Raw genomic sequence first — 14097 nt, 5'->3', positions numbered from 1 at the left:
CATTCATTTTTCTGTAATTCTAATGTGTTTTACGCATTTATATTGTATTTACTTGATTAAATCAGGGATATTTTTAATCTGGGTTTTATTGTCACTGACATTAAAAAAAATTATGCCGTACAATATTGCCATTCTTTGAAAAACGTAAGCAGCGCTGGCTGCTATTATGGAATAAATAATGAGCAATCTAGATCAACGTCCAGTGATTTTAACTGGCGACCGTCCAACTGGACAACTTCATCTTGGTCACTTTGTCGGTTCTTTACGCTCACGCGTAGGTTTACAGGATTCTCATCATCAGCATCTTTTATTGGCAGATGCTCAAGCACTGACCGATAACGCAGACAACTTCGAAAAAGTCCGCCGCAATATCATTGAAGTGGCAACAGACTATTTGGCCGTTGGCATTGATCCGACTAAAACAACTATTTGCGTACAGTCTTGTTTGCCAGCATTAAATGAGCTGACCATGCTGTATTTGAACTTTGTGACTGTATCTCGCTTAGAACGCAACCCAACCATTAAATCTGAAATTCAGATGCGCGGTTTCGAACGTGATATTCCAGCCGGCTTTCTTTGCTACCCAGTGGCGCAAGCAGCAGATATCACAGCATTTAAAGCGACTGTGGTTCCTGTCGGTGAAGATCAGATTCCAATGATCGAGCAGACCAATGAAATTGTCCGCCGCCTAAACCGCCAAATTGGCCACGACCTGCTTCCTGAATGCAAGGCGCTGCTTTCAAATGTCAGCCGCTTGCCAGGCTTTGACGGCAAGGCGAAAATGTCTAAGTCTCTGGGCAATACTATTGTGCTGGATGCATCGGACAAAGACATCAAAAAAGCTGTCAACGCGATGTATACTGACCCTAACCACCTGCGCATTGAAGATCCGGGCCAAGTTGAAGGTAATATTGTCTTTACTTACTTAGATGCCTTCGACCCAAATAAAGAAGAAGTTGAAGAACTCAAAGCGCATTATCGCCGCGGCGGTTTAGGCGATGGCACGGTCAAAAAACGCCTTGAGGGTGTATTAAAAGAACTGATTATACCAATCCGTGAACGCCGTATCGAACTTGCCAAAGATCCAGACTACATCATGGATATTTTAAAAGCCGGTACAGACAAATGCCGCGATATCACGCAGCAAACCTTAGATGAAGTGAAGTCAGGCTTGGGTGTATTCCATTTTTAACTAGTTTCATGCACCTGCGCATTCACGTATTGTGAATACAAAAAGCCTTTCTTCTATGAAAGGCTTTTTTATCGGCGCAATACTGACAATTGTGAAGAAACTTTAGATAAATAAGTCACACAAAGTACTATTTATTAACTTTAGTTAACATGCAGTAACCTGAATGCTGATGAAATGACTTACCGTTCATCTTACACTTGTCCTATGTTTTTAGGGAAACCTGAAGTCATACATTTCTCCTTTACCGAACCTGTGAAAGCAGATTCGTTGTTATACGCAATGAAAACCCCAATCATTGCGTATTTTTTTTGCCTAAAATTCTGACCCAAAGTCCTAATAAATGCACGCGCGCCAAATCAAATATAAATGGCATTATTCAGCTATAAAAAAACTCAGCTAGCTGAGTTTTTTTTATGGTTCTAAATCAATTCTAATTAATAGCTGAACAGACGCTTATCTAAAGGCAGTTCAATGCCGATTGAAGCGCCCGCATCATTGCCTTGCTGATCCGAATCACTCACCCAGCCATTCAGTTTCAATGGCAGGTCCGGACGCAAATAATGTGTCCAAGTTAAATCCAAAGCTTTAATCTCATCTGCTTGCGGGAAGGCAGCATTAATTTTCCGCACATCAGGCCGATTGTCCACTCCTGACATTTTAGCGAACAATACCCGGCCATTGATGCGGTTCATTAGGTCAATACGGATATTGCCGCCCACTGAAACCATTTGCCCATCACCGCCCATTGCGTGGCCTAATGGATAACCATGCTGATAATAACCATCTGTATAAACGCTGTGGTTATACGAAATACCGCGCGCCTCCCCATTGGTGCGGGTATCCGCCCACTCTGCATACAGCTGATACGGCATGCTGTTCAATGCAGAAGAATAATCTGCGCCAGCCAAATACATTTTCTTAGATGGCAAACCGCCTGCCTCATCTTCGCCAACATACTGTCCATATAAGCTCACAGGCACTTGCAGCAAAGGCTGCAAATTTAATCGACCATCAAAGCCTGCAATTTGGTTTGACGGATCTGCTTCACCTGTACCGCCATTATCTTTATTGCCTACAAAGGCATCCCATAATGAACTTAAGCTTTCTGGGCGCCCTTCACCGCCCCATTGAATTGCACGCGAAGCGCCTAGTTCTAAATAAGGTAATGGTTGAGCCGTTAAGCGTAAACCCACTAATTTTGCATCGGGTACAGCTTTATAATCATCCAATTGACCGCCAAAAGCCTGATATTGCCAAGGCCCAATCCACGACAGCCACTTGCTTTCAAATGCGCTTTGATCTGCACGCTGTACTGTCACCCCATATACTGGACGGCTTGCATCTCCACGGATTAAGCTGCCATCGTGCCCCGGCCCCCAATACGCTGGAATTTGTCCAGCAATGACCCATTGGTTCCACAGCTTGCCGGCAAGATAAGAACCTTCTAAGTTGACATCTTGATCATTATCAATTTGCGGATCTTTTTCAGCATTGGCGCGTAATTTTACATCCCAGTTTTCACCGCCTGCATTAAACTCTAATGCGCCTTGGTACTGAGCTTTCTGATGGTCGCCAAAATTTTGCGGTATATTTTTTTGATCAGACTCTGCAAACAATTCAGCTTTCAGCATGGCATTATCTGCATTCAGTTTATTTTGTACAGCCTGAATCACATTTTGCTGCGCCGCGGTCTTCACCTGCGCTTGAGATAGAGCACGTACAATTTCATCACCGCTCATAGGCCAGGTTGAAGTGCTGATTTGAATGACACCCTGCTGATTCAGCCAATTCAAATCTGCACGCAACGCTTCATCATTCAGCACAATCCCCTGCGCAAAGGCTGGTAAAGACATCCCAAGCAATACCGCAGCATAAAGCGATTTTCTTAAATACATGCTTTTTTTCTCAAGTTTAATTCACTGCCACACCTTAGTTTTTTTACAACAATTTTTCAATGATCGAATTGTGTTATTGTTCTTTTATTCGCCGCGGTATGTATTCTATTGTTTAGCGGTATTCAACTTGCCATAAAACATAAATCTAAATAGAAAATACGGTGTATAAATCAATAATATTTTTACCTACACCCTGCATATCAAATTTTGACGCGCAAAAAAGCCAAGCATCTGTATTTGAAAAACTCGGGCAAGAAAAACGTAAAATGATTTCACATCAATTTATAATGAAGCACTCCCTCAAAAAGACACTGACGGAATGATTGGATTGCATTCTATGAATCCCCATAGAACAAAGTACTTTAGACAAATACTCTGGTTAATTGAGAAATGTATAAAACACTCAATCAAAAAATATGGAAAAAAGCCAGCCCCAAACTAGAGCAATATTCGATCAAAAAATAAAATCAAAGAATATTAAGGAATAAAATACGCTGCTTTTCAAACAAAAAAAGCCACTGCATGCAGTGGCTTTTTTCTAACTTAACAAGGTCAGCGTATTAAGCATTTTTATGACGCATATGCGGGAACAAGATTACATCGCGGATGCTTGGCGCATTTACAAACAGCATCACCAAACGGTCAATACCAATGCCTTCGCCGGCTGTTGGAGGCAAACCGTATTCCAATGCTTCAATAAAGTCAGCATCGTAATGCATGGCTTCATCATCGCCGGCATCCTTTTCTTCAACCTGCGCTTGGAAACGCTCTGCCTGATCAATCGGATCATTTAATTCTGAGAAACCATTTGCCAGCTCACGGCCGCCAATAAAGAATTCAAAACGGTCTGTGATATGTGGATTGTCGTCATTGCGGCGCGCCAATGGAGAAGTTTCCGCCGGATATTCAGTGATGAATGTTGGCTGACGCAGCTGAGTTTCCACAGTTTCTTCAAATACAATTGTTTGAAGCTTACCTAGGCCAAAACCAGGTTTCACTTGCTCTTTCAGCTCTTCTTTAACAAATTTTGCCAAGAATTCACGGTCAGAAACATTTTCTGGAGTAAAACTTGGGTTGTGCTCAAGAATCGCATCAAACATTGAGATTTTTTTGTATGGACCTTTGAAGCTGTAAACTTCTTCGCCATAAGGCACATCAGTTGAGCCTAAAATATCAATCGCCAACTTTTCCAGCATATTTTCAGTCAAAGCCATCAAGTCTTTGTAGTCTGCATAGGCTTGATAGAATTCAATCATTGTGAATTCAGGATTATGGCGGGTCGAAACACCTTCGTTACGAAAGTTGCGGTTAATTTCGAATACACGCTCAAAACCGCCGACAACCAAACGCTTTAAATAAAGTTCAGGCGCAATACGCAAAAACAGCGGCATATCCAAAGCATTATGATGCGTTTCGAAAGGACGCGCAGATGCGCCGCCCGGAATTACATGCATCATCGGCGTTTCGACTTCCATGAAACGCTCATTGCTTAAATATGAACGGATGCCTGACACCACTTTTGCACGGATTTCAAAAGTTTTACGTGTTTCTTCATTCACAATTAAGTCTAAATAACGTTTACGGTATTTAACCTCGGTGTCATTTAAGCCATGAAATTTATCTGGAAGCGGACGAAGTGATTTAGTCAGCAGTTCAAAATGCTCAATGTGAACATATAAGTCGCCTTTGCCTGAACGGCCAATATAGCCCTCAACCGCAATAATATCGCCAAGATCTAAAGATTTGATGGTCTCTAGTGTTTCAGGCGCCAGTTCTTTACGCGCCACATAAAGCTGAATACGGCCAGTCATGTCTTGAATTACAATAAATGAGCCGCGGTTCAGCATCACGCGGCCAGCGATTTTCACATAAACTTTTTCGCCAGCTTCAATTTCTTCTTTCGATTTGTCAGCAAATTGATCTTGCAAATCTTGCGCATAGTGCTCGCGCTTAAATGTATTTGGCCAAGGGCTGATACCAGCTTCCTTCGCATGTTCCTGAATTTGCTTTAACTTGGCATGACGCTGTGCAATTAAATCGTTTTCGGAAATGTGTTGTTCAGAAGTCGATTGAGCGTTAGTTTGCGTCATCTCTGCCTCGAATAGAATAAGTAAAATTGGAAGTCGCATAGCATAGCAGAAATACAGAAAAATTCGTAGGGACTGTGAACATTTCAATGGCGCATTTGGAAAGAAAATTGCTTAAAGTTTCTGCCAAAACTAAAAAACCCAAATAAAAGAACTCAAATTTCAACTGGCTATTTTAATCAGGCACTTCGCAAAACCGAAGGCTGCGCTTTCACTGCGAAATACACACAAGCCGATGTGCAGCTCTCACCCTATAAAAATTCAATCTATTTTTTTTGATTCATGAACTTATTGAATGACAAGGCTTTTCAAATACGCTCTTCGCCCTTAGTAGATTAGACCAATAGCTAAATTCTTTATTTGCCTAACCGCACTACAATATTGGAATAAATTTGGTGAAAAGTAACTTATTTTCATCCTTCATTTTTCATAGATAAAGTCAGTGTGAACAAAAAAAATGAGTGCATGTGTCTCAAAAATACTGTTTCTGCATGGCTTAGATTCATCACGCGAATCTACAAAATTCCATGCGATTGATGCAAAGCAGAAATTTTGCATTGATATCGATTACCGCAACCTGAATTTTCAGACAGTTGCTGACTTTTATCATGAAATTATTGAGAAAATTAAGCCCGAAATCATTGTGGGCCACAGTTTAGGCGGTTATTGGGCGCTTAAAATGTCTGCCGCGCATCACATTCCCTGCGTCGTTGCCAATCCAAGCCTGTACCCAAACTTCAGAGAAGATTATCCCGCCATTTGCAATAATGATTTAGATCATGATATTCCGCAATTGGCTTATCTCGAGTTAGGCGATGAAATGCTGGATATGCATAATGTGCAGGAACAGCTTGAAGACTATATGCACATTCAGGCGGTTGAAGGCGGCCATCACCGCTTAAAAAATCCTGAAAATTTAAACCTCTTAATTCAGCAAATTGAACAGACCATTTTAATTAAATAAAAAAGCCCTGCAAAAATACAGGGCTTAGCGTTCAATTCAGGCCAGACTTAAGCGGCGTTTGATTGCGGTTTAGATTTATCATCTAAAACCGACCAAATGTTCAGCCCTAAATCTTTATGCAGATCTGGCAAATCCAAGAAAATACTTGCGCCAAGCACTTGATGATTGCACTTCTCAACCAGCTGTTTCACTGCACGCAAAGTGCCGCCGGTCGCTAAAACATCATCCACGATAATGACTTTTTGACCTTGAATCTCAGCAGACATTTCCAAACGGTCTAAGCCGTATTCCAGACTGTAGCCGACACCCACTACCGGCGGCGGCAATTTGCCTGCTTTACGGACCAAAATCAGGCCCTTGCCGGTGCGCTGAGCCAACAAGCTCGCCAATACAAAACCGCGCGCCTCGACAGCAACAAAACTGTCAACGTCTGCCAGCTGTTCAGCAGGAATGCTGTCAATTAAAGCATCTGTCAACGGCCCAATGTTATTCATGAATAACGGCGTAAGGTCAAAGAAACAAATACCAGGTTTTGGAAAATCTTGGACAGTACGAATGTGCGACCACAATACAGTAGACAAATTGCTCATAGGAGAAATATAAAATAAGGAAGGAATGTGTGAATTTTAACGCTAAAATCGAACAATGAACAGCCAATTTAAAGCCTGAACAGACCACAAAAAAGCTAAGCTATTGATTTTATTATTGTCATTTTCTAAATAAATATCAGCTATAGAATATGCTGATCATAATTTAACAAATCATGGTTTGAAAATCTGCTCGACTTTAGTCTAAATCCAGTTCTGAATCAAAATTTCCCAGTGGCAATGAAGGCTGAAGATCTCCATCGAAAAGTCAGCTGATCTATAAATTGTCAGACAAAAAATCGGTAAATCGCGAGTTTAGTGACATTTTTTGTCCCTGCTGGACATTCTGGTTTTTATTTCGCTGATTAAACTCTTATTCACTTTACTTTATGATCAGAACTGCGTAAAAATTTACGCATAGATTTTGCTGTGACAGTCATATTATTAGAGTCTTGCAGTATCTGAATTTTTTACTGATCCACTTTTTTAGGTCAGTTTTTGGAGAATCAAATGAAAAAGTATCAATGCATCGTTTGCGGATGGATTTACGACGAAGCAGAAGGCTGGCCGCAAGACGGTATTGTGGCGGGCACAAAATGGGACGATATCCCGGATGACTGGACCTGCCCCGATTGCGGTGTGTCTAAAGCCGACTTTGAGATGGTTGAAATTTAATTCATAATCATTAAAGACCATCCATGCTATGGTCTTTTTTTACGCCTTTAAAATAGATTGATGCGCTTGGAGTAAAGTATGCACCCTATTGTCATTATTGGTTCAGGTATGGCCGGCTATGCAGCTGCACGTGAATTCCGCAAGCTGAATGCTGAACAGGAACTTATTATGATTTGCGGCGATGATGCTGCCAATTACGCCAAACCGACATTATCCAATGCCTATACGGGTAAAAAATCGCCAGAACAAATCGCATTAGGCGATGCGGCCAAAATGGCAGCACAGCTGAATATGCAAATCATCAACCACACTTGGGTAAAATCCATTGATGCGGCGGCGCATCAATTGCATTTAGAAAATGCAGAAGGCGCTGCAGCTGTACAAGCTTATTCCAAAATGGTTTTGGCCATAGGCGCAAATCCTGTCCGTCTCGCAATTGCAGGTGATGGCAGCGATGATATTCACGTCGTAAACAGCCTGAATGACTATAAGGCCTTTCGCAGCCAAATCGATCAAAGTACAGATAAACGCGTGGTGATTTTAGGTGCAGGACTGATTGGCTGCGAATTTGCCAATGATTTGCAAAATACTGGCCACAGCGTCACAGTGATTGATCTTGCGCCTCAGCCTTTAGGCCGTTTGCTCCCAGCGCATGTTGCCGATGCGTTTAAAGACAGCTTAGAAGAGACAGGAATTCGGTTTGCTCTCGGCACCACTGTTGAAAAAGTATCAAAAGACAGCCATGGCCACTATTTGGTGACATTGGCCAATGGACAAAGCTTCAAGGCGGATATTGTACTTTCCGCTATCGGCTTGCAGCCGAATATTGCTTTAGCACAAACAGCAGACATTCATACCAGCCGCGGCGTGCTTACCAATGCAGGCTTGGAAACCAACCAAACTGATATCTATGCAATGGGTGATTGCGCAGAAGTCAACGGTACTTTACTGCCTTATGTAATGCCTATCATGCAGCAGGCTCGGGCACTTGCAAAAACGCTGAATGGCGAGCGCACTGCAGTGCACTACCCTGCAATGCCTGTTGCCGTAAAAACTCCGGCTGCCCCGCTGACTGTTTTGCCAGCGCCTATTGGCACAGAAGTAACTTGGGACACCGAAGAAACAGAAGATGGCATGCTGGCTAAAGCGACGGATAGCGAAGGCACTTTGCGCGGTTTCGTTCTGCTGGGCGCAACTGCCGGCAAGCAGCGACTTGCGTTGACTAAGCAGGTTCCGGACTTGATTCCTGCCTCGGTTTAAAGGTTTAATATAAGGACGTTTTTTACCTAAAAACGTCCTTGAATGGGGAGAATAATAATGAATAGCGCATTACAATTTAACAGTTCTCCATACACAGCATTTATGCATGAAACCAAAGTTGATTTAGGCAACGGCATCGAACTGCATGTAGAAGCTGGGGGAAATCCAGAACATCCGCCCATCATGCTGGTTATGGGCTTAGGTGCGCAAATGCTGTATTGGCCTGATTTTTTTTGCAAATCACTGATTGATCAAGGTTACCGCGTCATCCGCTTTGATAACCGCGACATTGGCCTCTCTTCCAAAGTCAGAAATAAAGGCCCGCGCCTGAATACCCTTAAACTGATGGGACGCTTTGCGCTTGGACTGGAAAATCAAGGCGCGCCCTATAACTTATTTGACATGGCGGAAGATGTTTCGCTGCTGATTGACCGTATGGGCTTAGATAAAGTCAATATCATCGGCGCGTCTATGGGCGGCATGATTGCCCAAATTCTTTCGGCAAAATATCCAGAAAAAATCAATAAGCTTGGTTTAATGTTCACCAGCAACAACCAGCCGCTCTTGCCGCCGCCATTTCCAAAGCAATTATTCAGCTTAATCGGCAAACCGGATTCGCATGATGAAGAAGGCATTGTGAACCACAGTTTAAAGGTTTTTAACATTATTGGCTCGCCTGGATATATCAATCAGCTTGAAGCAATTCAGACCGCGCGCAAGCTATATCAAAGAAGTTATTATCCAGCGGGTGTACTTCAACAGTTTTTAGCAATATTATGTACAGGTTCTCTGCTGAATCTGGACAAACAGATACAGAAAGAAACCTTGGTCATTCATGGAGCCCGCGACCGCCTGCTCCCGCCTAGCCACGGTAAAGCTGTTGCGAAAGCAATTTCCGGCGCTAAATTTGAATTAATTGATGGAATGGGGCATGATATCCCTCCGCATTTTATTCCATATATTAGCGGTTTATTTGCTGATCACTTTAATTCATAACATTAGGACACTATGGCTGCATTACCATCTTTAAGACAGCTGTCATATCTCGTAACGCTGTCAGAAACGCTGCATTTTACTGAAGCTGCGCGCCGTTCATTTGTCACACAGTCAACGCTGTCTGGGGGCATTATGGAGCTTGAGCGCTTGTTAGGTGGCGTCCTTGTGGAACGCGACCGTCAAAATGTCCGTTTAACGCCGCTTGGAGAGCAAGTTGTCGGCCGAGCACGTGTTCTCTTGGCTGATGCGCAGGATTTAATGCGCTTAAGCCGTGAAATGAGTGAACCGCTGACTGGTGATTTGCATTTAGGCATCATTCCAACGATCGCACCCTTTATTCTTTCACAGCTGCTGGATGAAGTGCACAAGCAGCTGCCTAAAATTCAGCTTCATTTGCACGAAGCGCAAAGTGAAAAAATTGTTGAAAAACTGGAACACGGCAACCTAGACATGGTTGTACTGGCGTTGCCTTTTGACACACGCAGCCTTAAAGTGGCTGAAATTGCGAAAGAAAGCCTTTATCTTGTCTATAACAAAGCCGACCAGAATGCGGCTCAATCGCTTACTCTGGACGATTTGGATTTGTCCCGCTTAATGCTGCTCGAAGAAGGCCACTGCTTGCGTGACCATGCCTTGAGCGCTTGTCCAATTGGCGAACGTAAAAATGACCACCGCCTAAAAGCCAGCTCACTGCCGACTTTGGTGGAAATGGTCTCTGCCGATTTAGGCTTTACGCTGCTGCCGGAAATTGCGTTGCATACCAACATGATTAAAGCAGATGCAAAATTGGCTGTTAAGCCAATTGAAGCTGGTCCAAGCCGTACGCTCGCGTTGATTACACGCAAGAGCACGCCGCTGCAAAGCGAATTTGATGTTTTACTGCAAATTCTGCAAAAAATTATGCACAATCTGCATTAAATGCAGCTATGCCATAAGCATTCATAGACCAAAAAAAAGGAGCCTTATCGGCTCCTTTTTTTTGGTCTATGAATGCTGTCTAAATAAAGAAAAGGGCAAGCCAAAATGGTTGCCCTTTTAAGGGAAATATATAGATGATTTCAAACTCGAATCCAAAATCATCTATATCCTTGATAAATCTTCTCACTAGCCAGATCAGTCAGAAGATACGGCCATCCTAAATTGCAGGCATACATTGTCCTATCCCTATTTCTTGGTATTTTTGAAAAAAATTCTCTTAAAAGCAATTATTCCCGCATATAAACTATTAGTTTAATTTGCGGTATAAATCACATTTTCATTCTATTTATTCGATACCGTTTAAAAATTGGCTTTGGTACAATTTTCAACTGATCAAAAATTAAAAACTGTGTCGCACAATCTTAAAATCATGCTGCTCACATAGACTTACAAACTTATTAAATAGTTTCATATCTAACACAAAAAATTAACAATTATATAAAATAAATTTTATTCAACAAACACTTAAATATAATCCAAATATTTAAATCCCTATTTCTAGGGATAGATATTCAGTAGGGTTTGAGGCAAAGTTATTTGAAACCGCCCTAAAGTGTTTTTATAAATTTTATTATTTAATATTAGAGTACCCCCATTAATGCATAATGATTTAATTCTGCCTGTTCCCGTACTGACCATCCGTCAGGGCAGAATCACACCTGCATTACAACAGCACAATATGCTATTGCAAGTGATCTTAAAAGATTTAGGCTATCCAGATGAACTTGTGCTGTCCGCTGAATCTGAAGACAGCGCAGCTCAGGCCATTACTGAACACTTGCCCAATCTAATTTTTTACCGCGTTGCAGATCACAGCAACCTGCATTTCCTTCCGCAGATTAAAAGCCTCTACCCATCCTGCTGTTTAATTTCTATTCATGAAAATAAAGCAGCGCCAAGTGAAATATTAAAAACGGTACAAAATGGCGCAGATGCATATTTGCTCAGTGATACTCCTGCGGAACAGCTGTTCCAGCAGATCAAATGCATCTTGAGAGGCGGAGCCGTGCTGCATCCAGAATTTGCAAAACTGCTGCAGGAACAGCTGACTTCCAAGCATAATCAGGAAATAAACCTTATTTTCAACTCTGTAGAAATTCAGATTATTGAGCAAATCAGCCAGCCATCTTCAGAAGTTCAAGCCGCATTAGCGTTAAATCTTTCTGAGTATCAAGTGTATAGTTTCATTAAAAATATTTTTCGCAAAATTTATATTCTGCATAAAAATACTGAAGCAGCAGCAGAGTAGCCGCTACGCATAAATCATCATGGATTGTTTGGCCGATGTTGATTAAATAAAAAGGGAGCTATGCTCCCTTTTTATTTAATCTTACTTTATTAAGTCCAGCAAAATGCGCTGTGAATTATGCGGCTCATCGCCTTCTGCAGCTTGCACACGCACCCATGTTCCATCTGCCTGCAGCAGCCATGCTTGCTGATTATCTTTTAGATAATTCACTAAGCCCTGCTGATGAATGCGTTTTTTCAGCGCCGCATCTTCAATTGGGAAGCACGCTTCTACACGGTTAAACAGATTGCGGTCCATCCAATCAGCACTTGAACAGTAAATACGCGCATCGCCATTGTTGCTGAAATAATAAACCCGTGTATGCTCTAAAAAACGTCCGACAATGGAACGGACGCGGATATTTTCTGACAATCCCGGCAGGCCCGGACGCAAACAGCAAATGGAACGGATAATCAGCTCAATCTGGACACCGGCCTGTGACGCCTCATAAAGCTTATTAATCAGCTGCACTTCAGTCAGCGCATTGACCTTGACAATAATTTGCGCGGCTTTGCCGGCCTTGGCATTGGCAATTTCATCATCAATAAAATTAATCAGCTGCGCATGCAAGGTAAATGGAGCATGAAGCAGCTTTTTCAGCTTAGCCATTTTCCCCATGCCGGTCAGCTCTTGGAAAATCCGATGCACATCTTCACACAGTTCTTTATCTGTGGTCAGCAAGCCGTAGTCTGTATAAATGCGGGCATTGCCGGCATGATAGTTGCCTGTACCCAAATGCACATAGCGCACCAGCTTGTTGTTCTCACGGCGCACCACTAAAATCATCTTGGCATGGGTTTTATAGCCCACAATGCCATAGACCACTACAGCCCCTGCTTCCTGCAGCACATTTGCCACTTCAATATTTGATTCTTCATCAAAACGGGCGCGAAGCTCAATGACCGCAGTGACTTCTTTGCCATTGCGCGCCGCTTCCGCCAGCACCTGAACAATTTCTGAATCTGGCCCGCTGCGGTATAAGGTTTGCTTGATGGCCAACACTTGCGGGTCGCGCGCGGCTTCACGCAGTAAATTAATGACGGGCGCAAAAGATTCGAAAGGATGGTGCAGCAAAATATCCTGCTTTTGCATGGCGCTGAAAATATTTTCTGATTTTTTCAGCACTTTTGGAATAACCGGTGTATGCGAATCATAACGCAAGTGCGGACGTTTAAAGTTGGACAGCAGACGCGCCAAATTAACTGGCCCATCAACTTTATACAACTGCTCTTCTTCTAGATCAAACTCATCCAGCAGATAATCATAAATATGCTTCGGACAGTTTTCTGTCACTTCTAAGCGCACGGCACGGCCAAAACGGCGCGAATTCAGCTCGCCTTTCAGCGCCTTCGCTAAATCTTCAACATCTTCATTCAGCGCCAAATCGGCATTACGGGTCACACGGAATTGATAGCAGCCCGTTGCCGTCATGCCAGGAAATAAATCTGAAACATGCTCATGAATAATGGCAGACAGCATCACGTGATGCTCTTTGCCGCCCGTCAATTCATCCGGCAGGCGCACGACACGCGGCAAAGAGCGCGGCGCCGGCACAACGGCTAAATCAATTTGCCGGCCAAAGGCGTCCTTCCCTTCTAAGGTAATAATAAAATTCAGGCTTTTATTGACCAAGCGCGGGAACGGGTGTGCAGGATCCAAACTGATCGGCGTCAGCACCGGTGCAACCTGTTCCTGAAAATATTTTTTGACCCACGCGGACTGTGCTGGGGTCAGCTCTCCGCGGCGCAGGAAGCAAATGTCTTCTTCACGCAATTTAGGCAGAATTTCTTCATTTAAAATACGGTACTGGCGTTCAATAGCGGCATGCGCTGTCGCTGAAATCTGATCGAGAACCTGCTTCGGAGTCAGGCCATCCGGCGTATGGCTTTCATTGCCTAAATCCAGCTGCTCCATCATGCCTGCAACGCGGATCTCAAAAAACTCATCTAAGTTTCGGGAAAAAATCAGCAGGAAATTCATCCGCTCAAGCAAAGGATGCAAAGGGTCAACCGCTTGCTCCAAGACCCGCAAATGGAAATCCAGAATCGAAAGCTCACGGTTGATATAACGATCATTATAAGTATATTCAGCGGGAGGCAAAGCGCTGTTAGCTGCCGTATTCATGTCTAACCTATGATTTTTAAAATGCTGTGCATGGCTGTAAGTATGCTTCAA

General features: G+C 43.0%; 11 protein-coding genes. 7 read left to right on the top strand and 4 right to left on the bottom strand.

Features of this window, described 5'->3' with window-relative positions; translation table 11 throughout:
* The first annotated feature begins 178 nt into the window (after positions 1–178).
* A complete protein-coding gene (gene trpS / locus AZH43_RS17030; RefSeq protein ID WP_067672363.1) occupies positions 179–1192 on the top strand; it encodes a tryptophan--tRNA ligase in 1014 nt (337 codons plus the stop codon).
* 434 nt (positions 1193–1626) lie between these two features.
* Here trpS and AZH43_RS17025 read toward each other — a convergent pair whose 3' ends face one another.
* Both AZH43_RS17025 and lysS read right to left on the bottom strand, forming a co-directional pair.
* Positions 1627–3087: a capsule assembly Wzi family protein gene (locus tag AZH43_RS17025; RefSeq protein WP_067672361.1), complete on the bottom strand. Its 1461-nt coding sequence runs from the start codon at positions 3085–3087 to the stop codon at positions 1627–1629.
* Between the two features lie 560 nt (positions 3088–3647).
* On the bottom strand, positions 3648–5177 hold the full coding sequence (gene lysS / locus AZH43_RS17020) for a lysine--tRNA ligase (protein WP_067672358.1): 1530 nt from the start codon (positions 5175–5177) through the stop codon (positions 3648–3650).
* Between the two features lie 454 nt (positions 5178–5631).
* Here lysS and AZH43_RS17015 point away from each other — a divergent pair, with 454 nt between their 5' ends.
* Complete coding sequence (locus AZH43_RS17015) at positions 5632–6138, top strand: YqiA/YcfP family alpha/beta fold hydrolase (RefSeq protein ID WP_067672355.1); 507 nt, start codon at positions 5632–5634, stop codon at positions 6136–6138.
* A 47-nt stretch (positions 6139–6185) separates the two neighbouring features.
* Here AZH43_RS17015 and AZH43_RS17010 read toward each other — a convergent pair whose 3' ends face one another.
* Positions 6186–6728, bottom strand: a complete 543-nt coding sequence (locus tag AZH43_RS17010; RefSeq protein ID WP_067672352.1) for an adenine phosphoribosyltransferase — start codon at positions 6726–6728, stop codon at positions 6186–6188.
* A gap of 507 nt (positions 6729–7235) precedes the next feature.
* Between AZH43_RS17010 and rubA the strand changes: the two genes are divergently transcribed.
* The 5 genes from rubA (at position 7236) to AZH43_RS16985 (ending at position 11883) form a co-directional block, all read left to right on the top strand.
* Positions 7236–7400: a rubredoxin RubA gene (rubA, locus tag AZH43_RS17005; RefSeq protein ID WP_005008208.1), complete on the top strand. Its 165-nt coding sequence runs from the start codon at positions 7236–7238 to the stop codon at positions 7398–7400.
* Positions 7401–7478: 78 nt separating this feature from the next.
* Positions 7479–8660 (top strand): NAD(P)/FAD-dependent oxidoreductase, encoded by a 1182-nt coding sequence (locus AZH43_RS17000; RefSeq protein ID WP_067672349.1) that lies wholly within the window; start codon positions 7479–7481, stop codon positions 8658–8660.
* A gap of 57 nt (positions 8661–8717) precedes the next feature.
* Entirely contained in the window at positions 8718–9656 is a 939-nt protein-coding gene (gene estB, locus AZH43_RS16995) for an esterase EstB (RefSeq protein WP_067672346.1), read from the top strand.
* A 12-nt stretch (positions 9657–9668) separates the two neighbouring features.
* Entirely contained in the window at positions 9669–10574 is a 906-nt protein-coding gene (gene oxyR / locus AZH43_RS16990) for a LysR family transcriptional regulator OxyR (RefSeq protein WP_067672342.1), read from the top strand.
* 658 nt (positions 10575–11232) lie between these two features.
* Positions 11233–11883 carry a helix-turn-helix domain-containing protein gene (locus AZH43_RS16985; protein WP_067672339.1) on the top strand — a complete coding sequence of 217 codons (651 nt, stop codon included), beginning with the start codon at positions 11233–11235 and terminating at the stop codon, positions 11881–11883.
* 81 nt (positions 11884–11964) lie between these two features.
* Here the strand turns inward: AZH43_RS16985 and ppk1 are convergent, their stop codons facing one another.
* Positions 11965–14046 (bottom strand): polyphosphate kinase 1, encoded by a 2082-nt coding sequence (gene ppk1, locus AZH43_RS16980; RefSeq protein WP_067672335.1) that lies wholly within the window; start codon positions 14044–14046, stop codon positions 11965–11967.
* Positions 14047–14097: the final 51 nt, after the last annotated feature.

Origin of the sequence: Acinetobacter pragensis (assembly GCF_001605895.1) — a bacterium.
GTDB lineage: Bacteria > Pseudomonadota > Gammaproteobacteria > Pseudomonadales > Moraxellaceae > Acinetobacter > Acinetobacter pragensis.
Note: the sequence above shows the minus strand (reverse complement) of the source record. Positions and strands in the feature narration are given on the sequence as shown.